The 24,913-nt window shown below is 73.0% G+C and carries 19 protein-coding genes and 1 riboswitch; of the genes, 11 read left to right on the forward strand and 8 right to left on the reverse strand.

The features are described from left to right. Positions 1–8: 8 nt before the first annotated feature. Entirely contained in the window at positions 9–1,271 is a 1,263-nt protein-coding gene (locus C6361_RS33830; RefSeq protein ID WP_107261784.1) for a D-arabinono-1,4-lactone oxidase, read from the forward strand. An 18-nt stretch (positions 1,272–1,289) separates the two neighbouring features. Here the strand turns inward: C6361_RS33830 and C6361_RS33835 are convergent, their stop codons facing one another. The 4 genes from C6361_RS33835 to C6361_RS33850 form a co-directional block, all read right to left on the reverse strand. Then, on the reverse strand, positions 1,290–3,572 hold the full coding sequence (locus C6361_RS33835) for a hypothetical protein (protein ID WP_107270226.1): 2,283 nt from the start codon (positions 3,570–3,572) through the stop codon (positions 1,290–1,292). Then, positions 3,569–4,672: a glycosyltransferase family 2 protein gene (locus C6361_RS33840; RefSeq protein WP_234359172.1), complete on the reverse strand. Its 1,104-nt coding sequence runs from the start codon at positions 4,670–4,672 to the stop codon at positions 3,569–3,571. Before C6361_RS33840 ends, C6361_RS33835 begins: the two co-directional genes overlap by 4 nt. Before the next feature lie 94 nt (positions 4,673–4,766). Further along, positions 4,767–6,488, reverse strand: coding sequence for a glycoside hydrolase family 3 protein (locus C6361_RS33845; protein ID WP_107270227.1), 1,722 nt, complete (start codon positions 6,486–6,488; stop codon positions 4,767–4,769). A 71-nt stretch (positions 6,489–6,559) separates the two neighbouring features. Next, the gene (locus tag C6361_RS33850; RefSeq protein ID WP_107261790.1) at positions 6,560–7,051 is read right to left on the reverse strand and encodes a DUF3145 domain-containing protein; all 492 of its coding nucleotides are present in this window, start codon (positions 7,049–7,051) and stop codon (positions 6,560–6,562) included. Positions 7,052–7,343: 292 nt separating this feature from the next. On the opposite strand from C6361_RS33850, the gene C6361_RS33855 reads away from it, so the two are divergent. The 3 genes from C6361_RS33855 (at position 7,344) to C6361_RS33865 (ending at position 11,256) form a co-directional block, all read left to right on the forward strand. Beyond that, a complete protein-coding gene (locus C6361_RS33855) occupies positions 7,344–7,673 on the forward strand; it encodes a hypothetical protein (RefSeq protein WP_107261791.1) in 330 nt (109 codons plus the stop codon). A gap of 302 nt (positions 7,674–7,975) precedes the next feature. Continuing rightward, entirely contained in the window at positions 7,976–8,980 is a 1,005-nt protein-coding gene (locus C6361_RS33860; RefSeq protein ID WP_107271348.1) for an alpha/beta fold hydrolase, read from the forward strand. 152 nt (positions 8,981–9,132) lie between these two features. Continuing rightward, positions 9,133–11,256: an AAA family ATPase gene (locus C6361_RS33865; RefSeq protein ID WP_107270228.1), complete on the forward strand. Its 2,124-nt coding sequence runs from the start codon at positions 9,133–9,135 to the stop codon at positions 11,254–11,256. A 79-nt stretch (positions 11,257–11,335) separates the two neighbouring features. Here C6361_RS33865 and C6361_RS33870 read toward each other — a convergent pair whose 3' ends face one another. Beyond that, on the reverse strand, positions 11,336–11,518 hold the full coding sequence (locus C6361_RS33870) for a DUF397 domain-containing protein (RefSeq protein ID WP_107261795.1): 183 nt from the start codon (positions 11,516–11,518) through the stop codon (positions 11,336–11,338). Next, positions 11,499–12,284 carry a helix-turn-helix transcriptional regulator gene (locus C6361_RS33875; RefSeq protein ID WP_107261797.1) on the reverse strand — a complete coding sequence of 262 codons (786 nt, stop codon included), beginning with the start codon at positions 12,282–12,284 and terminating at the stop codon, positions 11,499–11,501. The genes C6361_RS33870 and C6361_RS33875 overlap by 20 nt, the downstream gene beginning before the upstream one ends. A gap of 708 nt (positions 12,285–12,992) precedes the next feature. On the opposite strand from C6361_RS33875, the gene C6361_RS33880 reads away from it, so the two are divergent. Together C6361_RS33880 and C6361_RS33885 are read left to right on the forward strand one after the other, a co-directional pair. Beyond that, positions 12,993–13,283: a hypothetical protein gene (locus tag C6361_RS33880; protein ID WP_107270229.1), complete on the forward strand. Its 291-nt coding sequence runs from the start codon at positions 12,993–12,995 to the stop codon at positions 13,281–13,283. Between the two features lie 463 nt (positions 13,284–13,746). After that, positions 13,747–14,265 (forward strand): cupin domain-containing protein, encoded by a 519-nt coding sequence (locus C6361_RS33885; RefSeq protein WP_107261803.1) that lies wholly within the window; start codon positions 13,747–13,749, stop codon positions 14,263–14,265. Between the two features lie 49 nt (positions 14,266–14,314). Here the strand turns inward: C6361_RS33885 and C6361_RS33890 are convergent, their stop codons facing one another. Continuing rightward, positions 14,315–15,712 carry a DM9 repeat-containing protein gene (locus C6361_RS33890; protein ID WP_107270230.1) on the reverse strand — a complete coding sequence of 466 codons (1,398 nt, stop codon included), beginning with the start codon at positions 15,710–15,712 and terminating at the stop codon, positions 14,315–14,317. A gap of 43 nt (positions 15,713–15,755) precedes the next feature. Between C6361_RS33890 and C6361_RS33895 the strand changes: the two genes are divergently transcribed. The 3 genes from C6361_RS33895 (at position 15,756) to C6361_RS33905 (ending at position 20,937) form a co-directional block, all read left to right on the forward strand. Continuing rightward, positions 15,756–18,455, forward strand: coding sequence for an ABC transporter permease (locus C6361_RS33895; RefSeq protein ID WP_107270231.1), 2,700 nt, complete (start codon positions 15,756–15,758; stop codon positions 18,453–18,455). Positions 18,456–18,537: 82 nt separating this feature from the next. Next, positions 18,538–19,452 carry a cation diffusion facilitator family transporter gene (locus tag C6361_RS33900; RefSeq protein ID WP_107264339.1) on the forward strand — a complete coding sequence of 305 codons (915 nt, stop codon included), beginning with the start codon at positions 18,538–18,540 and terminating at the stop codon, positions 19,450–19,452. A gap of 247 nt (positions 19,453–19,699) precedes the next feature. Next, a riboswitch (cyclic di-AMP (ydaO/yuaA leader) is annotated at positions 19,700–19,827 on the forward strand. A gap of 6 nt (positions 19,828–19,833) precedes the next feature. After that, positions 19,834–20,937 (forward strand): coiled-coil domain-containing protein, encoded by a 1,104-nt coding sequence (locus C6361_RS33905; protein ID WP_369930914.1) that lies wholly within the window; start codon positions 19,834–19,836, stop codon positions 20,935–20,937. Between the two features lie 74 nt (positions 20,938–21,011). Here the strand turns inward: C6361_RS33905 and C6361_RS33910 are convergent, their stop codons facing one another. Further along, positions 21,012–22,256 (reverse strand): cellulose-binding domain-containing protein, encoded by a 1,245-nt coding sequence (locus C6361_RS33910; RefSeq protein ID WP_107261808.1) that lies wholly within the window; start codon positions 22,254–22,256, stop codon positions 21,012–21,014. A gap of 209 nt (positions 22,257–22,465) precedes the next feature. Between C6361_RS33910 and C6361_RS33915 the strand changes: the two genes are divergently transcribed. Further along, a complete protein-coding gene (locus C6361_RS33915) occupies positions 22,466–22,798 on the forward strand; it encodes a YnfA family protein (protein WP_107270233.1) in 333 nt (110 codons plus the stop codon). Between the two features lie 239 nt (positions 22,799–23,037). Beyond that, entirely contained in the window at positions 23,038–24,864 is a 1,827-nt protein-coding gene (locus C6361_RS33920; protein ID WP_107270235.1) for a carbohydrate-binding module family 20 domain-containing protein, read from the forward strand. Positions 24,865–24,913: the final 49 nt, after the last annotated feature.

A 24,913-nucleotide genomic window follows, 5' to 3' on the forward strand; every position in this document is an offset into this window, starting at 1 on the left:
GCCCCGCGATGACCATCCCGCTGAGCAACTGGGCCGGCAACGTCGACTTCCGGGCCCGCCGGCTGCACCGGCCGACCTCCCTGGCCGAGCTGCGATCGCTGGTCGCCGGCAGCGACCGGATCCGCGCCCTCGGCACCGCGCACTCCTTCAACCGGATCGCCGACACCACCGGTGACCTCGTCTCGGTCGCCGGCCTGCCGCCGGTGCTGGAGATCGACCGGGCGGCCGGCACCGTCACCGTCTCGGCGGCGCTGCGCTACGGCGACCTCGTCGGCGAGCTGGACCGGGCCGGCCTCGCGCTGCACAACCTCGGCTCGCTGCCGCACATCTCGGTGGCCGGTGCCTGCGCCACCGGCACGCACGGCTCCGGGCCGGGCAACGGCAACCTGGCCACCGCCGTCGCCGCGCTGGAGCTGGTCACCGCCGACGGCGAGCTGCTGACGCTGCGCCGGGGCGACGACGACTTCCTCGGCGCCGTGGTCGGGCTCGGCGCGCTCGGCGTGGTCACCCGGCTCACCCTCGATCTCGTCCCCGCCTTCGAGATCGCCCAGTACGTCTACGACGACCTCCCCCGCGAGCAGCTCGACGCGCATTCCGCCGAGATCCTCGGCGGCGGCTACAGCGTCAGCCTCTTCACCGACTGGACCGGTCCCCGGATCAACCAGGTCTGGGTGAAACGGCGGACGGATGTCGACGGCGGCGCCGCCGAGCCGCACTGGTACGGCGGCACGCTGGCGGCCGAGCCCCGGCACCCGGTGCCCGGGATGTCGGCGGTGCACTGCACCGAGCAGCTCGGCGTGCCGGGGCCGTGGCACGCCCGGCTGCCACACTTCCGGCTCGAGTTCACCCCGAGCAGTGGTGAGGAACTCCAGTCCGAATACTTCGTGCCGCGCGAACACCTCGGCGCGGCGATGGCCGCGCTGGACGGCATCGCCGACCGGATCGCCGCCGTGCTCCAGATCTCGGAGATCCGCACCATCGCCGCCGACGAGCTGTGGCTGAGCCCGAGCCACCGGCGGGACAGCGCCGCGCTGCACTTCACCTGGGTCAAGGAGACCGAGGCGGTGCTTCCGGTGCTGGCGGCGGTCGAGGAGCGGCTCGCGCCGTACGCGCCCCGCCCGCACTGGGGCAAGCTCTTCGGCACCCCGCCCGAGCAGCTCCGCGACCGCTACGACCGGTACGCCGACTTCGCCAAGCTGATCCGCCGGTACGACCCGAGCGGCAAGTTCCGCAACGAGATGCTGGACCGCTACTTTCCGGCCGCCGGCTGACCCCGGGCGCCGCACAGCTCAGCCGAGCAGCTGGTAGACCGCCATCCGGTCGTTCTCGTAGCGCAGCCGGGCCAGCCGGCCCAACTCCGGGGACTCCACCCCGACGGTCCGGTCCACCACCAGCCACCGCACGGCGTGCCGGTCCCGCAACTCCCGCAGCCCCGCCCCGGTCGGCTCGGTGAACGCCGCGTCGTTGCGCCGCAGCAGCTCCTGGTCCCAGAACGGGGTGTACGCCCCCGACGAGGCCACCCGGGGCGCGAACCCCCAGCCCTCGACGAGTACCCGGCGCTCGGCGTACGCGCTGAGCCAGAACGAGCGCGCGTCGCACCAGCCGTTCACCACGGCCAGGCAGTGCACGTTGGTCGCCAGCACGTCACCGGGTTCGCTGTGGTCCCGGGCCCAGCGGGCGGCGTCGACCCGGCTCTTCGGCAGCGAGATGTTGGCGTAGGCGCCGCCGTTCGGGGAGCGCTCCGACTTGCGCATGTCCATCAGCAGGCCGGGTGCCCCGACCACCAGGACGGCGGTGAGCAGCGCGATCGCGCCCCGCCGGTGCAGCGCGGCGATGCCGAGGCTGGCCGGCAGCCAGATCCCGACGGCGATCACCGCCAGCACGGCGAGACCGGCCGACCACCAGAGCAGCGGTCGCAGCCAGTCGAACATGGTCTCCCCGGCGGCCGGCCCGGCGTACCGGAACTGGAGCGCGACCAGCGCGACGGCCAGGGCCAGCGCGCAGAGCCCGAGCACCGTGCCGGAGCGCCGGGTCAGTCGGGCCCGGTCGGCGACCATCAGGTACCCCCAGGCGGAGAGGACCACCGCGAAGGTGAAGCCGGCCCGGGTGAAGTACTGGTTCGCCCCGCCGGGCTGGCGCAGCAGCAGGTAGAGCAGCGGCCCGGCGAGCGCGCCGCCGAGCAGGAACCACTGCACCGGTTCGAGCCGGCCCCGGCGCAGCCAGAGCAGCGGCCCGATGCCGACCACCCGGAGCTGCATGTTCACCGCGAAGGCGACGACCACGGCGAGTACCGCCAGCGGGGCGGGCCAGCCCTCCGGCGGCGGCGTCCAGTACGGCTCCAGGCTGCTGGCCAGCGGATCGACCTCGATCCCGTACGCCTTGAACCGGTAGAGCACGGCGGTGGCGAAGAGCTGCGCGGCGGCGGTGGCCAGCCCGGCACCGACCACCGCCCACGGGATCCGCCGGGTGGCGACCAGCAGCGTCACCGCGGTGAACGCCAGGGCCAGCCCGACCACCGGCAGCGAGCTGGCCTTCGCCCCGCTGGAGGCGAGCATCAGCAGCGGGGCGAGCACGAACGCGCCCCGGCCGATCGCCGCGACCGGCCGGTCAGAGCGCCGGTCCACCACGTCGGCGAGGACGGCGATCAGCGCGATCAGCAGGACCCAGCTGTAGATCATCGACATGCCGTGCCAGATCACGAAGGACGCCTGGGTGCCGAACGGCATCGTCACCGGGTCGGTGAAGTTCGTCTCGCCGATCACGAAGAAGAGCACCGCGGCGACCGCACCGACCGCCGGCCGGCCGCTGACCCGCCAGCCGAGTACGGCGGTGAGCACGATCGCCGCCGCGCAGAGCGCCGGGATGGTCAGCCGGAGCGCCACCACCGGCAGGTCGATCCCGCCGATCAGGCTGGTCGCGGCCATGTGCACGTAACCGAACCAGTGGTAGTCGAGCGGTTCGGCGGCGACCTGGGGCAGGTGGATCGGGAACTGGTGCTTCGCCTCGCCGGCCAGCGAGAGCTGGTAGGCGAGATCGAGGTATTGGTGGGTGTTCTCGGAGGTGGGCAGGATCGGGTTGCGTTCCAGGAAGGTGCTGGAGAGATAGGTGGTGAAGAACGCCACCGCACCGGCCACCGACCACGACCAGCCGACCGGGGTGGGCCGGTAGTCTCGGACCAGCCAGTGCCGGCGCAGCCGGGGCACCGCCAGGAAGAGCGCGACGATCGCCGCCGGCCAGGTCCAGAGCCAGCCGGCGAGGCCGAGCCAGGCGTACAGCGCCCAGGCGGGCAGCTCCAGCACCAGCCCGACGGCGGCGCCCATCGCCACGTCCTCGACCAGGGTGTGCGGCCGGCGGCGCAGCGCCCGGTAGACCAGGGTGCCAGGCAGGATCAGGGCCAGCAGCAGGTAACCGGCGTACCGGAGGATGTCGGCGGGGTCGGTGTCGGCGGCCAGCAGCACCACGGCGAAGTGGCCGGCGCCGGCCAGCAGCGGCGCCCAGCGCAGCAGCGCGGGTGCGGGCCGGGGTGCGGCCGGGGCGGAGGAGCCCGCCACCGCCGCTTCGGTAGCGGTCACCGGACCACCCGCACGCCGCCGTTGCGACTGGCCGGGCTCCCGGTCTCCCGCGCCGCCGGATGCTCTTCGGCGCCGTCCCGGGCGGCCGGTGTGGCCGGGACGTGCTCGTCGGGGGCGGGGGGCGGCGGCGTACCCGTCGGCACCTCGGTCGCCGCGGCCGGCTCGTCGGCGGTGTCGGAGCCGACGAAGTACGCCGGCCGGCCCTGCACCGCCGCGTAGATCCGGGCGATGTACTCGCCGAGCAGCCCGAGGCAGAGCAACTGGACGGCGCCGAGGAAGAGCACCGCGACGTAGAGCGAGGCCCAGCCGGTGACGGTCGAGTCGCGGATGTACATGACGACCGCGAAGACCACCATGAGCAGGCAGAGCAGCATGCCGCCGGCACCGAGCCAGGTCGCCACCCGCAGCGGCGCCTCGGAGAAGCTGATGATGCTGTCGGTGGCGAGCCGGACCATCCGGGAGAGCGAGTATTTGGTACGGCCGGCCGCCCGCGCCTCGCGGCTGTAGCTCACCTCGCCGCTGGGGAAGCCGAGCCAGGGCACCACCAGCCGGAGCACCGGGCGACGTTCGGGCAGCTCGCGCAGGGCCTCGACGGTGGCCCGGCTGAGCAGCCGGAAGTCGCCCGCCTGGGCCGGTACGGCGTTGCCGACCAGCCGGCGGACCAACCGGTAGTAGACGCCGGCGGTGTACCGCTTGAACCTGGTGTCGGTGGAGCGGTCGCCGCGTACCCCGTAGACGATGTCCAGGCTCTCGGCACGGGCCAGCCGCAACATCTCGACCAGCACCTCCGGCGGGTCCTGCAGGTCGGCGTCGATGCTGGCGACGTAGTGGCCCCGGGCCCGGAACAGGCCGGCGATCAGCGCCGCCTGGTGGCCGCTGTTGCGGCGCAGCCGGACGACCCGCAGTTGCGGCCAGCCGCGCCGCATCCCGACCAGGATCACCGGGGTGGCGTCGCTGCTGCCGTCGTCGACGGCGACCACCTCGTACGGCTCGCCGAGCCCGTCGAGCACCGGCCGCAGCCGTTCGACCAGCAACGGGAGGACGCTCTCCTCGTTGTAGATCGGCACGACCACGGAGAGGGTCGGCTCCCGGCTCGTCACCGTGCGTACACCCCCGTTTCCAGATCACCGGACAGCCGAACGCTACCAGCCGGCCCAGTGACCGATCTCACCAGCGGCGGGCGGAGCGGCCAGGTCAGGAGCAAGTCGTCCGGGGCAGGCCGCCCACCGGCACCGGGGAGCGCCCGGTCGGTCGGGTCCGGCCGGCCAGCACCTCGGCGAGCGCGGTCAGCGAGGCCGAGTTCGACGAGTACGTCGCCAGCAGCACCTTGGAGCCGGCCCGACCGAGCAGGTACGGGGTGTCCATCGCCACCGTCACGGCCGCGTCGGCGCGCAGGTCGGCGGCGGTGTCGCCGTACCCGACGAGGTGCACCACGGCCCCGCCGGACGGTGCCACCCTGACCCCGGCGGCGGCCAGTGCCCTGCCGAGCCGGTCCCGGCTCCCCTCCCGGCCGCTCGCCGCGGTCACCGTCACCGGCCCGGTCACCGGCGGCCGGCCGCAGTTGCCGCGCAGCATGGTGATCGACGACGCCGCCGCCCGGCGCGCGGCCTCCTGGTGACCGGGGCTGTTCAGCGTGCCCATCTCCGGCCGGGGCTGCCCGGCCAGCCGGAACTTCAGCGTCAGCACCCGGGTCACCGCCTCGACCAGCCGGGCCCGGGGCAGCGAGCCGTCCCGCAGCGCCGCCAGCACCCCGTTGTACGCCTCGGTCACGTTCGGTGGCATCAGCACCAGGTCGTTACCGGCGTTCAGCGCCCGGACCGCGGTCGTCCCGGGCGACTGCTTCGCCACCGCCGCCATGTCCATCGCGTCGGTCACCAGCACGCCGGTGAAGCCGAGCTGTCCGCGCAGCACGTCGGTGAGGAGCTTGCGGGAGAAGGTGGCCGGCACCTCCGGGTCGACCGCCCGCACGTCGAGGTGTCCGGCCATCACCAGCCAGGCCCCGGCGGCGATCCCGGCCGAGAACGGCGGCAGGGCGGTGGACTCCAGCTTCTTCCGGTCGGCGGTGACCACCGGCAGGCCCTTGTGCGAGTCGGCGGCGGTCTGGCCGTGCCCCGGGAAGTGCTTCAGGGTGGCCGCGACGCCCGCGCCCTGCAATCCGCGTACGGCGGCGCCGACCTGCGCCCCGGCCGCCTTCGGATCCGAACCGTACGACCGGGAGCCGATCACCTTGCTGTTCGCCTCCAGCACGTCGGCGCTGGGCGCGAAGTCGACGTTGACCCCGAGCGCGGCGAGTTCGGTGCCGGCGGCCCGCCAGGCCGCCTCGGTGATCGCCGGGTCACCGGCCGCGCCGAACGCCATCGGGCTGGGCAGGTTGGTCACGCCCTCGGAGATCCGGGTGACCACGCCGAACTCCTGGTCGATGCCGATCAGTGCCGGCGCGGCTCCGGCCGGCAGTTTTCCGGCCGCGGCCTGCAACCCGGCGGTCAGCTCGCGTACCTGGGCCGGGTTGTCGACGTTGGTGGTCGGGTTGGTGTCGCTGGTCGGGTCGTCGGCGGAGAAGCCGACCAGGATCAGCCCGCCCAGCCGGTACTTGGCGATCATCTCGGCCGGGGTCTCGACGCCGGCCAGCTTCCGGTTGCCGGCCGCCGAGCCGCCCGACACCTTGGTCGCCGAGTTGCCGTAGGCGTACGGCATCAGCACCTGGCCGACCAAGTCCTCGTCGGCGAGGGTGCCGACCAGCTGGGCCGCCCGGGCCGCCGGATCCGGCGCGGCCGTCGGGGCGGCGCTGGTCGGCGCCGCCGACGGCGAGGCGGGCGCGGGGGCCGCCGCCGGCTTCCGCGAGCCGGCGCAGCCGGAGACGATCAAGGCGGTGACGAGGGGAAGCACGACCAGAGCGCGCCGGAGGGGAGACGACACGCCCGCTATCCCACCAGCCCGTCCCCGGCCGGGCAACTTGACCAACGGCCCGGGGAACGGGCGGATGTCGCTCAGCCGACCCGGGTGAGCAGGGTGACCGGGGCGCCGTCCCCGGCGTACCGGTAGGGCTCGAGTTCGGCGTCCCAGGCGGTGCCCATCGCCTTGTCGAGCGCGTGCGCGAGCGCCTCCGGCGCCCGGGCCGACTCCATGATCGACCGCAGCCGGTCCTCGCCGAGCTGGATGTCGCCGGCAGCTCCGGCGGTGGCCCGGAAGAGCCCCCGACCGGGCACGTACATGAACCGCTCACCGTCGACGCCGGGACTCGGCTCCTCGGTGACCTCGAAGCGGATCATGGGCCACTGTCTCAGCGCAGCCGCCAGCTCCGCGCCGGTCCCTGGCCGGCCGGACCACCCGCACTCCGCCCGTCGGGCGCCCGGATCGACCGGTTGGGCCGTCCAGTGCAGGGTGACCGGCGCGGTTAGGACGCGCGCGATCGCCCACTCGACGTGCTGGCACACGGCGAGTGGGGTCGAGTGGACGTATACGACGCCACGCGTTGGCACGGTGACCTCCCGGAGAGCGAGGTGCGTCTTCCCCTACGACCTCGGCCTCGGCGGCTGATCACCCGTGCGATTGCTGGAACACATGATGACGCTTGTGACGGATGGTACGCCAGGGATTCACGAAACTGCCCCGGGGGAATAGCCGTACCGGTGACGGTAGTTGGACCCCACGTCAGCGGCGGTAGCCGTCCGGCCATCACCGGTGTCGTGTAAAATTTGCCCGGCGGCGTCTGCCGCCCAGGCTGTCCCCTCGGACTTCCAGTCCTCCCGTACGTCTTCAAGGAGTACCTCCGTGGCGAGCAACACCTCCAAGACCGCGCGCGCATCCGTCCGTGCCGGCCAGGCAGGCCAGGGTGGGGCCCTGAGCGTGCTCGGCGAGTTCAAGTACCTCATCCCGCTCAACGGCGGCAAGCACGCCTACGTGCGGAACCTGACCAACGGCAAGACCTCGCACCTGCGCACCGACTCCGAGGCGTTCGTCGAGGAGATCCGGACGCTGGCCGGTGCCGGCCACGCCATCAAGATCCGGGCCGAGCTGAACAACCTCGCCGCGGCCTACCCGGCCGACGGTTGGGACACCACCGAGAAGCGCCTGGTCGAAGCCGGCGTCTTCGAGGCCTGAGCCGCGCCGGCACAGACCCAGCGGCACGACCCGTAACGCCCCGACCCGGATCATCCGCGTCGGGGCGTTCGCATCTGCGCCGCCGACCCCGGTCGATCTTCCGGGACGGCGGGGCCCACGCCCGGTTCGGATGATTCGCCCGCGCGGCACGCGGGTATCCACCGGCGCAGCGACGCGTTCCGGCATTTCCGCGGACGTCGGCGCCGCGCCGGCCAGACCCGTCGGCGCCACCGCAGCCGAGCGCCGCACCGGGCACAATTGTTACCCACCGGTACGGCTACCGGCCCGACGCGGAGGTGACCATGCCCCACCCGGCCTCGGTACGGCTCACCGACGGCGTACGGCTGCACGTCGACGTCTCGGGCCCGGACACCGCCCCGCTGACCGTGGTGCTGCTGCACGGCTGGACCCTGGACGGGCGTACCTGGCACCGGCAGACGGCCGCGCTGCGCGAGACGTACGGCGACGCCGTCCGGGTGGTCTGCTACGACGCGCGCGGGCACGGCCGGTCCGGGCCGACCACGCTCCCCTCGGCCACCCTCGCCCAGCTCGGTGACGACCTGGCCGAGGTACTCGCCCAGGTGGCGCCGACCGGGCCGGTGGTACTCGCCGGGCACTCGATGGGCGGCATGACGATGATGGAGTACGCCCACCGGCACCCCACCGACTTCGCCCGCCGGGTCGCCGGAGTCGTCTTCGTCGCCACCACCGCCGAGGGACACGCGCACACCGGGTACGGCGTACCGGCCCCGCTGGCCCGGCTGATCCGGCTCGCCGAGACCACCTGCGCCGGCCTGCTGGCCAGGTGCGGCGGCCTGCGCACCCCGCCGCCCCTGCTGCACGCGCTCCGCCCCACCCTGCGCTGGCTGCTCTTCGGCGACGCCTGCGACCCGGCCGACATCCGGCTCACCACCTCGGCGGTGGCCCGGGCCTCGCTCGTCTCGATCGGCGGGCTCCGGTCGTCCATCGGGGCGCAGCGCCGGCTGGAGACGCTCGCCGCCCTCGGCGACCTGCCGGCGGCGGCCCTGGTCGGGGACCGCGACCGGCTCACCCCGCCGCCCTGCACGGCGTCGATCAGCGAGGCCCTCTCCGCCGCCGAGCTGACCGTCTGCCCCGGCGCCGGCCACATGCTGATGCTGGAGCGCCCCGAGGAGGTCACCGCCGCACTCTGCTCGATCGTCGACCGGGTCCGGTCGGCGACGAAGATCACCCGGAAGGCGACGCGCGCCATCCGGGCGAGGCGGACCGCGACCCTCCTCGAACAGCCCAGACGGGTCCGCGCCCGGCGCGGCGTACCCTGCCCCTGAGCCGAATCCGCACCGCCGCCCGACTGGCGTGGCCGAGCCGGGCCGAGCCGGCACGGCGTACCCTCGCTTCCTGGCAATTCGGCGCGCGACCGCCCGGACTCCGGTGCCGGGACGGTCAGGTCGCCGCAGATCGATCTCCGGGAGCAGAAGCGTTGACCGACAACACCACGCTGCGGCAGGAGATCGAAGCCGAACAGCGCCACCTGGACCGGGTCTACGCCCGGCTGGCGCAGTTGCGGCACTCCGCCGTACTCGCCGAGCGGGAGGGCTACCAGCTGGCCCGGGTCGGCAACTTCGGCGCGCTGGTGGAACGGGACGCGATGGTCTTCCACGCCGCCCGGCGCCGGCACACCCTGGACGCCGAGCACGAGGGGCTGGTCTTCGGCCGGCTGGACCTGCGTACCGGGCAGGTGCTGCACGTCGGCCGGCTCGGCGTACGCGGTGAGCACGCCGAACCGCTGGTGATCGACTGGCGGGCACCCGCCGCCGCCGCGTTCTACCAGGCCACCGCCGCCGAACCGCGCGGAGTCGTACGCCGTCGGGTGATCAGCTCCAGCGGCGAGCGGGTGACCCGGATCTCCGACGACCTGCTCGACCCGGCGGCGGCGCCGGACGGGATGCGGGTGGTCGGCGACGGCGCCATGCTCGCCGACCTGTCCCGGACCACCGGCCGGGAGATGCGGGACATCGTCGCCACCATCCAGCGGGAGCAGGACGAGGCGATCCGCTCCCCGGCCGGCGGGGTGACGGTGGTCTCCGGCGGTCCCGGGACCGGCAAGACGGCGGTCGCCCTGCACCGGGCCGCCTACCTGCTCTACTCCGACCGCAACCGGTTCGCCGGCGGCGGCGTGCTGGTGGTCGGCCCGTCCGCCGTCTTCGTCGACTACATCGCCTCGGTGCTCCCCTCGCTCGGCGAGAACGCCGCCACCCTGCACTCGCTCGGCTCACTCTTCGAGGGGGTGGCGGCGACCCGCACCGACCCGGCGGCGGTCGCCGCGGTCAAGGGCTCGCTGCGGATGCGCCGGGTGCTGGAGCGGGCGGTGAGGGACCAGGTCCCGGACGCCCCCACCGAGCTGCGGCTGCTCTACCGGGGCGAACTGCTCCGGCTCACCGACACCGAACTGGAGCGGATCCGGACCCGGGCGCTGCCGCCGGGCGCCCGCCGCAACGAGGTGCGCCGGGCCGGCTTCGACGGCATCTTCGCCGCGCTCTGGGCACAGGCCCAGGAGTTGCGGGTCGGCCGGCTGCCGGACCAGCGGAGCTTCGAGGACGAGATCGCCGAGCGCCCCGAGTTCCGGGACTTCCTGCGCGCCTGGTGGCCCCGGCTGCACCCCCGGCACGTACTCCCCTGGCTGGCCGATCCGGAGCGGCTGCGCCGGTACGCCGCCGGGATCCTGTCCCGGGCCGAGATCCGGCTGCTCGCCGAGGCGTACCGGACGCTGGGCAGTGCGGGACCGACCGTCGCCGACGTCGCACTCCTCGACGAACTCGACCACCTGCTGGGCCGGCCGCCCCGCCCGGCCCGACGCAACCGTGACCCGTACCAGTTGGCCGGCGGGGTCCGCGAGGTGACCACGTACGCGGACCGGCAGCGCTCGCCCCGGGCCGGCCGGGACGCTGCGGCCGAGCGGCCGGCGGACTACCGCGAGTACGCCCACGTGGTGGTCGACGAGTCCCAGGACGTCTCCCCGATGCAGTGGCGGATGCTGGGCCGGCGGGGCCGGCACGCCTCCTGGACCGTGGTCGGCGACCCGGCCCAGACCGCCTGGACGGGTGACCCGGCCGAGCTGACCCGGGCCCAGGACAAGGCGCTGGGCCGGCGCCCCCGACACGAGTTCGTCCTCACCACCAACTACCGCAACTCGGCGGAGATCTTCGCGGCGGCGGCCCGGGTGATCCGGGAGGTCTCCCCCGACCTGCCGCTGCCGGTCGCGGTCCGGGCCACCGGGGTGGCACCGGTCGAGCTGGTGGTGCCGGCCGCCGAACTGCCGGACGCGGTCCGGGAGGCGGCGGCGAAGCTGCTCGCCGAGGTCGAGGGGACGGTCGGGGTGATCAGCGCCGTCGAGCGCCGGGCCGAGGTCGCCGGCTGGCTGGAGCAGGTCGCCGACCCGCGCCTGGCGGTGGTCGACACCATGCAGGCCAAGGGCCTGGAGTACGACGGCGTCGTGCTGGTCGGCCCGACCGAGATCCGGGCGACCTCTGCCGCCGGGGTACGCACCCTCTACGTCGCGCTCTCCCGGGCCACCCAGCGACTCACCACCGTCGAGCCGCTCTGACTGCTTTTCGGGGTGGGCCGATGTCTCTGGCTCGGCCCGGTGCTCAGCCGGTTAGCCGCGCGGGAGGCGCGGGGCGGGCTCAGGCGTGCGTCTTCGCCAGGTTGACGAACGCCCGCCAAGCGGCCGGACCGAAGCTCAGCGTCCCGCCGTCCCGGTCCTTGGTGTCCCGGACCAGCACCCGGCCGGGAAGGTTGTCGGCAACCTCGACGCAGTTGCCGGCGTTGCTCCCAGAGCGGGACGACTTACGCCACTTCGGGGTCATGATCATCAATCGCCTTCAGAATGAGGTCGCGGGACATCTCACAGGGTAGTGCGCGCGCGTTGACCGACTCCCACGCGATCACCGCGTGCCGGACATCGCCCACCTGTGACCCGACGGTACCCGCTCGAAGCGCGTCCATGTAGATCACCGTCGCCCCGTCCGGGAGGGTGGCAAGGGCAAACGCACCTGTCATGCCCGAATGAAGCCCGGCGGAGAATGGCACCACTCGGACGTGGACGTTCGGGCGGCACCCGACGTCTACAAGGTGCTCAAGCTGAGCCTTCATGACAGCGCCACGGGGACGCAGGACAGCCTCTCCGATGATCGCCGTCAGAATGGCCGGATCGGGTCGGTCGAGGACACTGGCTTGTCGGGCCAGTCGGATCCGCACGGCCTCCTCGACCTGCTCCGGGGTGTGTCCGCCGATCTCAATGATCGCCCGCGCGTACGCCTCCGTCTGGAGCAATCCGGGAATGACGGAGTGCTCGAAGGTTCGGAGCGCAATCGCGCGACTCTCGTTGTCCGCCCACGGACGCAGCCACGGTGCTACAGCCTCACCCCGGGATCGGTTGGCGCTGGCCCGAAGTTCGCCGCTGGCCTGAAGCACCCCATCCAGCCGTTCCGCCATGTCGTCGGGCGGGATGCTCCGACCCGACTCGTAGTGGCCCACCTGTGAGCCACTGACGTGCACCGCAGCGCCCACGGCATCCTGAGACAGCCCTTGCTCTGTCCGAAGCTTGCGCAACAGATGGCGAAACTCATTCATGTCGGCCAACTGCGCCCCTCCGTCCGGATGTAGGCCACGAGTGCCTTTAGTACATCTTCCGTTACCGCGCACTCACGGTCCAGGGTGGAGGGCAGACGGAAAAGCCATTACAGCGGCCCGCTTCAACATGCCGGGGGCGTGGCCCGCAAGATCCGCCCCGATGGTGGGTCGTCTTTCCGTCAACGGGGGCGGTGCTCGTAGCGGACACGGGCGCCGCCCCCTTTCCTGTTGTTTACCGGAACGGGAGGACACATGAGACAGACACGAGGGGCCAGAATTCGCCACCGTCGGATCTGGTGGCGATTTTGGCGGTATTGCCTGTGTGGACGCCGATGGGTCTGCCCCGACTCGGATGCCGGCGTGTTCTCTTACTACCCCCGGCGGGGTAGTAAGAGCACACGATCGGCGGGTGCCCACACCCCACCCGCCGAGAGTGCGTCCTTGACGAGCGTCGAGTTCCGTCGGGCGGTTCGGGCTGCCACGGTTGACGCCAGGATCGGCCGGGAAGCACGGGCCGGGCAGACGGAAGCGCCGCCCCCGGCGCCGAGAGAGCCACAGCGCCCGTGGACCGATTTCCCCGACTCCCGCAACGCGGGCCGGTACGCCGGGTGGAACGGGCCGACCCGGGCGTACCTGGCCAACGGCCGGGCGGGCGGCCTGACTCCGGCCCAGCAGCACCGAGCCCGGCACGCCGAGCGGGTGTAAACCGTGATCGGGCCATGGGCGCGGTGGGAGCGGCACGCTGCGCGACGGCGGGCGCGTGAGCGCCGTGCCCCCGGGCAGCACGTCCCCACGGACACCTACGCCTGCCGCGAGTGCGCACACGACTGGCCCTGCGCGCCGGCCCGCCTGGCACTGCTGATCGGCTTCGACGGCAACCGGGTGGGACTGATGATGTATCTCGCCGCGCACCTCGCCCGCGCCCTGGAGGCGCTGCCCGACCGGCATCCCGCGCTGGTCGTCGGGCAGATCATCTACTGGGTGCCCCGGCGCCGTTAGCGCCGGTTCGGCACCGCCCGAAACGTCGGCACCGGCCTCCGCTTCCCGCGCATCACCCGGGGCCGGCACCGACAGGGAAGCATCCCGGGGCCGCCGTTATCCCCTTTGGAGTGGCCTCGGGGTGCGACCCGGATCGTTCGCTTTATCTATCCCTCACGGGTCCATCCGCGACACCGGACCAACAGCCTCACCTACGAACTCGCCCCGGGCGTACGCCGGGGCGGTGCGTGCAAACGGGGAATGCGTTCGCGCCGGCCTCATGGTCGAACTCGTAGGCGCCCCGGCCGGGCGCACAGGAATCGATGGAGTTGTCGTCACGCCAGCGGGTCGATCAAGTGCCGAGGCCGGCTACGCGCAGCCAAAGCGGGGTGACGCTGCCACGGGTTTGGCACCCTCTCCTGCGGGTACCTGCGCGAAGCCGACCAACGATGCACTTGGCGTCTGATCCGGCCGGGAGGATTGAATGTCGCCCTCAGCGCTACCGCCCGACGATCCGGCACGCGAACTCGTCCATGTGCGGCCCGGCGACTCCGGCCTGGCACACCTGGCCATCGCCGGTGGCACCTACACCGTGCTTGTGGGTGGCGACCAGACCGCCGGACGGTATTGCCTGATCGACATGCGAGTACCACCGGGTGGTGGACCACCGCCGCACCGCCACGACTTCGAGGAGATGTTCACCGTGCTCGGCGGCGCCGTGGAATTCACGTTCCGTGAGGAAAAGGTCGTCGCGCAGGTGGGCGAGACAGTCAACATACCGGCCAACGCGCCGCATTTCTTCCGGAACGCCACCGACCAGCCCGCCCGTCTGCTGTGCATGTGCAGCCCCGCCGGGCAGGACGAGTACTTCCGCAAGGTGGGTGACCCGGTCGACGGACCCACCGCCCCGCCGCCGCTACTGAGTGCGGAGGAACAAGACGAGCGCCGACAGCGTGCGGCCCGTCTGGCCCCCGACTATCGAACAGAATTGATGGTCTCGTAAAGGCCTTCATTGCTCGATGCTGACCGCCCGCAGCCCGCCAGAATCACCATCACGCCGGGCGGCCACGATAGCCGATGGGGCCCTCCCCAACCCGCTGATAGGTACCCAGGAACCCGCCGTCGCCGAAGGCGACCGTGCCGTTGTTGCCACGGCCGTCGCGCCAGGTCAGCCTGGTGACCGGGCGGCCGGCCACACCCACCGTCAAGAGCAGGTCGCCAGAGGGGTGCCACCCACCGCCCCAGCCCTCCTCAGCCGAGAAGCGCTGAGCTTCCTTGGCGACGGAGCCGCGCTCGATCAGCCGGCCGCGGAACTCCCTCGGCCGCTCACCCGGCTGCCGGCGCCAGCCGTAGAAGGCAGCCTGCTGCTTCTCGAAGGTGATCGCATACTCGGCGCCGGACGCGTCCGCCCAGGCCACCTGGTCGAGGACGGCCTGCTCGCCACGGTCGACGAAGATGGTGACCTCACCGGCGTCGCTCGCGTACCGCAGCACGGGCTCGGCGAGCGCCTGCCGTTCGAGCGCCAGCCCCGCCTGATCGTGTGCGTGCATCGGGTCGATCGTCACCCGGTACAACCACAGCATGCTCCGGGCATCGTCACCGCTTTCGATCCGCAGCCTGTTCCGGCCGGCCACCAACTCCTCGGCCGGGACCGCGAAGACCAGCCGTTGCGGGAGTCCACCGCCGTTCGGGATCCGCAGCCGCTCGGCCAGAAGTCTGCCGTTCAGCCGAACGGTGAGCGGGGCGTATCCGGGGGCCTGGGAGAGCATCGACGCGAGCGCCACGAGGGCGACGCAGGCCTCGCGGACGACGGCGGGATCGGGTACGTCGAACTCCAGCTCGACCGACCCGCCGGCGCCGATGGCCAGGTGGTCGCCGGCAGCCGAGGACCGGTCGACGCCGGTGATCGTGACGTTCCCGATGCGTGGCGGCTCGGTGCCGAAGTCGGCGTAGGTGGGTGCCATCTGGATCCCGGCACGCCCCGGGGCCGCCGGCGGAGGAGACGACGGGCGCAGCAGTACCTCGTACGAGAAGACGGTGTGCTCGCCGTCGCCGTATCCGACGTTCGCGGCGCCGAATGCGGGCCGCACCTTGCCGATGTGCAGTGCACCGAGCGCGACCGCCGCGCGGGCGACGTAGAGCGGTTCGCCGTTGCTCTCCCGGCCCGCCGGCAGCGCATCCCCGGGCACCGCGCCGCCGGACGCGATACCCCAGACGCCGCGATCCATCAACACCTCGTACTCGTCGACGCTGACCTCTCCACCGCCCCAGGCCGCCTGGGCCGCGCCGAAGCCGGGGCGGACCTTGCCTGGGTGTACGCCGCCGTTCATCCGGACTCGGCACGCCCACAGTGGCTCGCCGTCCGCCTCGTAGCCGTGCGGTACCGCGCCAGGTGGGATCCGGCCGCCGCAGGCGGTCTCCCAGCGATACCCATCGGCCGAAATATCCATTCCGTGAGGATAGATCAACAGCTTCGGGAATCGCGGGCCACCGATGGCTGGCGAGTTCGTCGGCGGGCCGGCCGACGGCGCGGCGGCGCCGTACTGCGGGGCGGCGGCGGGCCTGTCCACATCGCGACAGCTCGGCGGCGCGGCGCTCGGCCTCCGGCGACACTGGTCCGATGCGCCCCGTCGAACCGGTGCACCCCGGCGGATGAACCCGCCGCTGCTCCGGCTCGCCCTGGCCGGGCTGCGCGCGCACGCCGTACGGGTGGTGCTGACCGGGTTCGCGGTGGTGGTGGCGGTCGGCTTTCTCGCCGGCACGCTGGTCTACGGCGACACCGCCCGGGCGGCGTTCTACACCGACCTGGCCCGGTCGGCCCGGAACGTGGACGTGCTGGTCGAGCCGGAGCACGGGCTGCTCACCCCGGCGACGGTGCAGCGGGTCCGGGCCGTCGACGGGGTGGCGGCGGCGGACGGCCGGGTGGTGGCCTGGCTGGGCGTACTCGACCGGAACGGCAAGCTGATCACCAGTCAGGACCACATCGGGTACGCCCTCTCGGTGCCGGGTGACGCCGCGCTCGCCCCGTACGACGTGGCCGCCGGCCGGCTACCGCAGACCGCTGGCGAGGTCGCCCTGGACCGGGCCACCGTGGCCGGCGCCGGTCTCGCCCTCGACGGGCCGGTGACGGTGCTGGACCGGGCCGGCACGACGCACCGGCTGCGCCTGGTCGGCGTGCTGGAGCTCGGGGTGAACCGGCTCTTCGGCGGCTCCGCCGTCGCCGCGCTGACCTCGGCCGACCTCGGCACGCTGACCGGTACCACCGACTACGCCCAGGTGGTGGTCCGGGCCGGCGACGGCACCGACCCGGCCCGGCTGCGGGAGCGGATCGCCGAGGCGGCCGGCCCCGGCACCCGCACCCTGTCCGGGGCGGACCTGCGGGACCGGCTCGCCCGGCAGGCGGCCAAGTACGTCGACGGCTTCCTCGCCGTACTGCTCGGCTTCGGCCTGGTCTCGCTCACCGTCTCGGCGTTCGTCATCTACAACACCTTCGCCATGCTCGGCGCGCAGCGGGTGCGGGAGGTGAGCCTGCTCCGCTGCGTCGGCGCCTCCCGGGCGCAGGTGCGCGGCGCCGTACTCCTGGAGGCCGGCATCCTCGGCCTGCTCGCCTCGATCGGCGGGCTGCTGGCCAGCCTGCTCGTCGGGTACGGGCTGATCCGGGGACGGGAGCTGGTCGCCTCCGACATCCCGCTGCACGCCCCGGTGGTGCGCTGGCCGACCGTGCTGGTCGCGCTCGGCTTCGGCACCCTGGTCACGGTGCTGGCCGCGCTGGTGCCGGCGGTGGAGGCGAGCCGGGTGCCGCCGCTGGCCGCGCTCCGGTCCCGGGACGCGGTCGAGGCCGGCGCTGGCCGGCGCCGCCGTACCCGGGTCGCGGTCGCGCTCGGGCTCGCCGGGACCGGTGTGCTGGCCGTACTCGTCGGGTTGCCGCTGGCCTTTCCCGGGCTGCCGCTGGTGCTCGGCGGCGGCATGGTCGCCTTCCTCGGCGCGGTGGTGGCGGCCCCGCTGCTGGTGCCCCGGGGGGTCCGGCTGGTCGGCTGGCTGCCGGCCCGGATCTTCGGCCCGGTGGTACGGCTGGCCGTGGCGAACGCCCGGCGCAATCCCCGGCGGGCGGCGGCGACCTGCACCGCGCTGACCATCGGGGTGGCCCTGATGGCGATGTTCAGCGTGCTGCTGGCTACCGCCCGGGAGCAGGCCGGACGCGAGCTGTCCGAGAACTTCCCGGTCGACTTCGTGCTGGACCGGGTCCGCACCGACGGTTCGCCGACGGCGGTACGCGGCCCGCTGCCGCCGGGGCTGGCACAGCGGCTGCGCCCCGATCCGGCGTTCGGCACCGTCGCCGAGGTACGCCTGGCCGACTCGCCGCTGGACGACCGGATCCGGATCTGGACCGTACCGCCCGAGCGGCTGCACGGGCCGATCCGTCCGGAGGTGACCGCCGGCAGCCTGGCCGGGCTGGCTCCGGGGACGGTGGCGGTGAGCCGGCAGCTCGCCGCCGACCGGGGCGTCGGGGTCGGCGACCGGATCGCCCTCGGGCTCGGCCCGCCGGGGCCGCTGACCGTGGTGGCGGTCTACGACGACAGCCCGGTCGACGGTGCGGCCCTGGTCTCCTGGGCGTCGTTCACCGGCGCGTACGGCCCCGGGGAGCCGGACCGGCTCCTGGTCGACCTCGCCCCGGGGGTGTCGACGGCGGCGGGCCGGCAGGCGCTGGACGCGGCCCTGGCCGACCAGCCGGCGGTCCGGGTACGCGGGCTCGCCGACCAGGCCGACGCACTCTCCCGCACCCTCGACGAACTGCTGGGGATCTTCGCCGCCCTGCTCGGCATGTCGGTGCTGATCGCGGTGCTGGGCATCGGCAACACGCTCGCGCTCTCGGTCGTCGAACGCCGCCGCGAGTCGGCGACGATCCGGGCGCTGGGCCTGTCCCGCCGGCAACTGGCGACCATGCTGCTGACCGAGGCGGCGCTCGCCGGCACGGTCGGGGCACTGGCCGGGATCACCCTCGGGCTCGGTCTCGGCTGGACGGCGGCGATGGGCCTGATCAGCAGCTACGGGCACGGGCTGCCGGCCGTACCCGTCGGTCAGCTCGCCCTCTGCGCCGCGCTGGCCGCCTCGGCGGCGGTGCTGGCCAGCCTGCCGCCGGCCCGGCGGGCCGCCCGGGCGCCGATCGCCGCCACCCTCGGCGACGAGGGATAGCGATCCGGTCGTTTACCGGATGGGACGACCTCACCGGCCGGCAGTATCGACGGCGGGGGCGACCGGGACGGAAGGAGGCGGGTTGGGGGCCGGGCACGACCACGGGGAGCGGTTGACCTGGGCGGCGGAACGACACCGGGGACGGCTCTGGGCCGCCTTCGGGCTGCTCGCCGTCCTGATGGTGGTCGAGACGGTCGCCGCGCTGGTCACCGGCTCGCTGGCGCTGCTCTCCGACGCCGGGCACATGTTCACCGACGTGCTCGGGATCGGGATGGCGCTGGCCGCGATCACGGCGGCCCGGCGGGCGGTCGGTGACCCGCAGCGCACCTTCGGCCTCTACCGCCTGGAGGTGCTGGCCGCGCTGGCCAACGCGGTACTGCTGTTCGGGGTGGCGCTCTACGTGCTGGTCGAGGCGGTACGCCGGTTCGACGACCCGCCCCGGGTGGCGGCCGGCCCGATGCTGGTGGTGGCCACGCTCGGCCTGCTGGCCAACGTCGCCGCCTTCGGCCTGCTCCGGGCCGGTGCGCGGGAGAGCATCAACCTGCGCGGCGCCTATCTGGAGGTGCTCGGGGACCTGCTCAACTCGGTGGGGGTGATCGTCGCCGCCGTGGTGATCATCCTGACCGGCTGGCGCTGGGCGGATCCGATCGTGGCGCTGGCGGTCGGGCTCTTCATCCTGCCCCGCACCTGGCGGCTCGGCCGCAGCGCCGTACGGATCCTGGTGCAGGCCGCGCCCGAGCACCTCGACGTGGCCGCCGTACGGACCCGGCTGGCCGGGGTGCCCGGCGTCTGCGACGTACACGACCTGCACGTCTGGACCCTCACCTCCGGGATGGAGGTGGCCTCGGCGCACCTGAGGCTGGACCGCGACGCGGAGGTCGGTACCGTACTCGCCGCGGCCCGGTCGGCACTGCGCGAGGACTTCCACATCTCGCACGCCACGCTCCAGGTCGAGCCGAACACCGCTCCCGGGGGCTGCGGTCCCACCGACTGGTGACCGGCAGCCACGTCGCGTCACGCATGGTCAGCCCGAGACGCCGCTCTCCCGGGTCCGCCGACCGTCGAGACTCACCGATAGTTAGCGGCATCTTAAGTTTCCGGCGGGCGCTGGACATCTTTGTCCGGATACATCCGCCCAACTGGGAAAATCGCGAATCTAACTCCGGCAACGCCACGTATCCCCGGACGGCGACTGCCGGTAAGCTCGGCTCCGGTCTCCGCCGGGCGGCGCCCTCCGGCGCCTGCGGGGACCGTCGCCTAATCGCACGCGCGAGCCGGGGAACCACGTACCAGGGGTGTATCCGCGCCAGCGGTAGGGATCTTCCGTCCCGAACCCGTCAGCTAACCCGGTCGGCGGCTGACGGAAGGACATTGTCATATGCCGTTCCTGGCACCCACCCGACACGCTCCGGCGTCCGCGCGGAGCGCCACGAGACCGTACCGGAAGGCCGCGACCACCGCGGCCCTCGCCCTGGGCATGGTCCTCGCGGCACTCGGCGGCGCACCCGCGCACGCGGCACCGGAGTACGCGACCCCCGGGGCGCTGGCCGCGGCACCCGGCGGCGACGACATCGACGGAGGCACGGACAGCCTGCGCGAGCAGCTCCAGGCCGCCAGCAAGGGCTATCTGACCGCCAAGACCAAGTTGGACAACTCCGTCAAGCGGCAGAAGGAACTGAACCAGCAGCTCGCCACGCTGCGCACCGAGGTGACGACCCGGAGCGAACGGGTCGCCGAGATGGCCGGCATGGCGTACCGGACCGGTCGGCTCGGACAGGTCTCCGCGCTGCTCAACAGCGGATCTCCGACCAGCCTGGTGGACCGGGCCGCCGCACTCGACACGATCTCGGCGAACGAGAGCCGGGAACTGCGCGGGCTGCGGGAGAGCCTGGACAAGGAGACCCAGGCCAAGGCGGCGCTCGACAAGGAGATCGGCGAGCAGCGCAAGCAGGTCGAGGTGATGGAGACCCGCAAGAAGCAGGCCGAACGGGCGCTGGCGGCGGCGAACAACAGCGGCGGTACCGGCTCGGGAGTCAGCGGCAGCGGGGGCGGGTCGGCCCGACCGGCACCCCGCAACGCCGACGGCTCCTTCCCCGACGAGTCGTGCAGTCTCGACGACCCGACCACCGACGGCTGCATCACCGCGCGCACCCTGCACGCGTTGAAGCAGGCCCAGGCGGCCGGCTTCACCCGGTTCGTCTCCTGCTTCCGCAGCGGAGGCAGTGGCGAGCACCCGAAGGGTCAGGCCTGCGACTTCGCCGCCCAGAAGAACGGGTTCGGCGGAGTGGCGACCGGCGGCGACCGGACGTACGGCAACAACCTGGCGGCGTACTTCGTGCGGAACGCCGATCGACTGGGCGTGCTGTACGTGATCTGGTTCAAGCAGATCTGGCTGCCGAGCAGCGGTTGGAAGACGTACAACGGGGGCAACGGTGACCCGTCCAGCGACCACACCAACCACGTACACCTGTCGATGAACTGATCCACCGCGCCACGCACCATCGCGAACCGCCGGCACCGCCCGCCACCCCTGGGCAGTGCCGGCGGTTCTCGCTCTCAGCAGCCGATCCGGGTCGAGCCGAGCGCCACGTCGTCGAACCAGAGCGTGTTCGCGCCCTCGCCGTAGCTCTCCCAGCCCAGCCGCAGGTCGGTCAGGTTGGGCCGCCAGTTGGCCCGGTTGTACCACTGCCCGTCGACGTCGTGCGTGGGCGTACCGTCGGCGGTCAGCCCGGTCACCGCGGTCCCGTTGACCCAGGTGGAGAGCCGGCCCTGCGCGCCGTCCACCATGAACTCCAGGCAGGTCCACTGGTTGACCGGCAGCGGCGCGCTGAGCGCGACGCCGTTCGGGCTCTGCTCCGGCAGGGTGGCGTCGTCCGACGCACGGTTCCATTGCAGGGCCCGGTTCTGCCCGCCCATCCGCAGGTCACGGTTGCCGTCGGCGGCGTCCCGCATGGCCAGGAAGGTCACGTGCGAGGTCGGCAGCGCGGTGGTGTGCCGGACCCAGAGCCGGGCGTAGCGCACCGCCCCGACGCTGCTCAGATCCCGGGTGGAGCCGACGAAGACGTGGTTGCAGTAGCCGACGGCGCCGTTGATGCGTACCGACCGGGTGCCCTGGTGTGCGACCGAGGTGTCGATGCTGGCGGTGCCGCTGCCGGAGCAGTCCGGGTAGCTGACGCTCCAGTCGCCGGAGGGTGCGGTGCCGGTCTGGTTCTCGAAGCCGTCGCAGAGCACCGCGCCACCGCAGCCGCCGCTCGGCGGCGGGGTGGTCGGCGGCCGGGTCGGCGGCGGCGTCAGCGTCGGCGGGACGCTGGTTGGCGGGGTCGTCGGCGGCCTGGTCGTCGGTGGTGCCGTGCTGGGCGGGGTGGTCGGCTCGGCGCCGTTGCACGGTTCGCCGTTGAGGGTGAATCCGGTCGGTGCCGCCGAACTGGCGGCGTAGCTGCCCTGGACGCCGAACTCGGCGGAGCCGCCGGCCGGCAGCGACCCGTTCCAGGCCACGTTCCGGGCGGTGACGGTCGCGCCGGACTGGCTGACCTCGGCGTTCCAACTGCTGGTGATCCGCTGGTCACCACCGTAGGTCCAGGTCACCGTCCACCCGTTGACCGCGGTGTCCCCGGCGGTCACCCGGACGGCGGCGGTGAAGCCTCCGGTCCACTGGTTGGCGGTGTAGTCGACCAGGCAGCCGGCGGCGGCCTGCGCGGTCGGCGTCAGACCCGTGCCGAGTACGGCGACGCTGCTCGCGGCGATCGCGGTCACCGTGGCCAGGGCCAGGGAGACACGACGGTACGGTGCGGAGATCCGCATGGGAGTTCCTCTCGGACGACTGCCGGCCCGTCGCCGCCCCTGGCGCGTGCCGGCAGTGCTGTTACGACAACGAGTGACCGACTCCCGAGATCACCTGTCCAGCACGACACCGGCCAGCCCGTACCGGTCGCGTGGTGGCGCCGACCAAGCTTAGAGACAGCCATCGATGCAAGCAACCGAGGCGACCGCCGGCCAGCGACAATGGCGGGATGACGATCGCCCGCTCGCTGCTGCTGTTCCTGCTCGCCGCCGTCGCCGAGATCGGCGGCGCCTGGCTGGTCTGGCAGGGCGTACGCGAGAACCGCGGGCTGCTCTTCGTCGCCGCCGGCATGCTGGCGCTGGCCGGGTACGGCTTCGTCGCGGCGTTCCAGCCCGATCCGCACTTCGGCCGGGTGCTCGCCGCGTACGGCGGCGTCTTCGTGGCCGGCTCGCTCGGCTGGGCCGTACTGCTCGACCGGTTCCGCCCGGACCGCTACGACCTGGCCGGCGCCGCCATCTGCCTCGTCGGCGTCGCCGTCATCATGTACGCCCCGCGCGGATGAAAGTTGTGCAAGGACCGGACGAAGACCCACCCGCACCGGACCTGCGGCGACAGCCCCGAGCCCTCCGCCGGCCACGGCGATCTCTGCAAACCGAACCACCAGCAAACCTGGCAAACCATGCCAGATATTGATCCTCGGCTCTGCTTTACGGCCTCGGAACCCGGTGATAGCTTCCCGGCAACATTTGCAAGAACTTGCAGGTCCGCCCTCCGCTCTTCTCGCGCGCACGGGAGGTTCCGATGCGTACCCGACGACTTCCGACCGCCGCCCTCCGAAGAGGCACCGCCCTCGCCCTGACCGGGGTGCTCGCCGCCGCGCTGGCGGTGGGCATCGCCGACCGGCGGGCCGAGCGCGCCACCGCCAGCCCGACCAGCCCGGGCGGCAGAGACGTGATCGTGCACCTGTTCCAGTGGCCGTGGGCCTCGATCGCCAACGAGTGCACCACGATGCTCGGCCCGAAGGGCTTCGGCGGGGTGCAGGTCTCGCCACCGCAAGAGCACGTCGTACTGCCCGGTCGGGGTTACCCGTGGTGGCAGGACTATCAGCCGGTCAGCTACCGGTTGACCACCCGGCGCGGCGACCGGGCCGCCTTCGCCGCGATGGTCCGGACCTGCCACGACGCCGGAGTGAAGATCTACGTGGACGCGATCGTCAACCACATGGCCGGCGGTGCCTCGACCGGGGCGGGCAGCGGCGGCGCGACCTACGGCCACTACGACTATCCGGCGGTGCCGTACGGCAGCGGCGACTTCCACCACTGTGGGCGCAACGGCAACGACGACATCGCCAACTGGGCCGACCGGTGGGAGATCCAGAACTGCGAGCTGGTCGACCTCTCCGACCTGCGTACCGAGTCCTCCTATGTGCGGGGCAAACTGACCGGGTACCTGAACGACCTGGTCTCGCTCGGCGTCGACGGCTTCCGGGTGGACGCGGCCAAGCACCTCCCCGCCGCCGACCTGGCCGCGATCATCGACCCCGTGCCCGGCGACCCGTACGTCTTCAGCGAGGTGATCGAGGGCGGCGCCGGCGAGCCCACCCCCGAGGAGTACGCCGGGATCGGCGACGTCACCGAGTTCCGCTACGGGGACGTGGTCGGCACCGCGTTCCGGGACGGCAACCTGGCGAACCTCGCCAACCTCGCCTCGTCGATGCGGCTCGGCTCCGCCGACGCGGTGGCCTTCGTCGACAACCACGACACCCAGCGCAACGGTCGGGCCCGGCTGACCTACCAGAACGGCTCGGCGTACGCGCTGGCCGAGGCGTTCATGATCGCCTGGCCGTACGGCGTTCCGCAGGTGATGTCGAGCTTCACCTTCAGCGATCCGGAGGCGGGGCCACCGCGCACCGGCAACGGCACCACCAGCGCCGTGGACTGCGGCAACGGCGGCTGGGCCTGCGAGCACCGCTGGCGGAGCACCGCGAACATGGTCGGGCTGCGCAACGCCGCCGCCGGGGCCGGGGTCACCAACTGGTGGAGCAACGGCGGCAACCAGATCGCCTTCGGCCGGGGCAGCGCCGGCTACGTCGCCTTCAACCGCGACGGCGGCCCGTTGACGCGTACCTTCCAGACCAGCCTGCCGGCCGGCGGCTACTGCGACGTGATGCGCGGGGACTTCACCGGCGGCACCTGCACCGGTACGACGTACCAGGTCGACAGCGCCGGCCGGGTCACCGCGACCGTGCCCGCCAACGGCGCCCTGGCGCTGCACGTGAACGCGCGGACCTCGGGTGGCGGTCCCGGCCCGACCCCGACGGGCGGCTCCTGCCCGGCCGTCGCCGCCACCTTCGCGGTCACCGCGACGACGGTCTGGGGCGAGAACGTCTTCGTCACCGGCAACGTCCCGGCGCTGGGCAACTGGGATCCGGCGAACGGGGTGCCGCTCTCCTCGGCCGGCTATCCGGTCTGGCGGGGCACGGTCGACCTGCCCGCCGGCACGACGGTGCAGTACAAGTACGTCAAGCGCAACGGCGGCCAGGTGGTCTGGGAGAGCGACCCGAACCGGTCCCGGAGTACCCCGTCCGCCGCCCCCTGCGCCGCGACCTGGACCGACACCTGGCGCTGAGCCCGCCCCGGCCCCGATGTGTCGGTGCGGAGAGGTTCCTGTGAGTCAC

This window comes from Plantactinospora sp. BC1 (genome assembly GCF_003030345.1).
Lineage (GTDB): Bacteria > Actinomycetota > Actinomycetes > Mycobacteriales > Micromonosporaceae > Plantactinospora.

Bases quoted from the DNA above. Each gene is read 5' to 3' on its own strand.
- C6361_RS33830 (WP_107261784.1), top strand. From the start codon at position 9: ATGACCATCCCGCTGAGCAACTGGGCCGGCAACGTCGACTTCCGGGCC.
- C6361_RS33860 (WP_107271348.1), top strand. From the start codon at position 7,976: ATGCCCCACCCGGCCTCGGTACGGCTCACCGACGGCGTACGGCTGCAC.
- C6361_RS33870 (WP_107261795.1), bottom strand. From the start codon at position 11,518: ATGACCCCGAAGTGGCGTAAGTCGTCCCGCTCTGGGAGCAACGCCGGC.
- C6361_RS33875 (WP_107261797.1), bottom strand. From the start codon at position 12,284: ATGAATGAGTTTCGCCATCTGTTGCGCAAGCTTCGGACAGAGCAAGGG.
- C6361_RS33885 (WP_107261803.1), top strand. From the start codon at position 13,747: ATGTCGCCCTCAGCGCTACCGCCCGACGATCCGGCACGCGAACTCGTC.
- C6361_RS33890 (WP_107270230.1), bottom strand. From the start codon at position 15,712: ATGGATATTTCGGCCGATGGGTATCGCTGGGAGACCGCCTGCGGCGGC.
- C6361_RS33895 (WP_107270231.1), top strand. From the start codon at position 15,756: ATGGCTGGCGAGTTCGTCGGCGGGCCGGCCGACGGCGCGGCGGCGCCG.
- C6361_RS33905 (WP_369930914.1), top strand. From the start codon at position 19,834: ATGCCGTTCCTGGCACCCACCCGACACGCTCCGGCGTCCGCGCGGAGC.
- C6361_RS33910 (WP_107261808.1), bottom strand. From the start codon at position 22,256: ATGCGGATCTCCGCACCGTACCGTCGTGTCTCCCTGGCCCTGGCCACG.
- C6361_RS33915 (WP_107270233.1), top strand. From the start codon at position 22,466: ATGACGATCGCCCGCTCGCTGCTGCTGTTCCTGCTCGCCGCCGTCGCC.
- C6361_RS33920 (WP_107270235.1), top strand. From the start codon at position 23,038: ATGCGTACCCGACGACTTCCGACCGCCGCCCTCCGAAGAGGCACCGCC.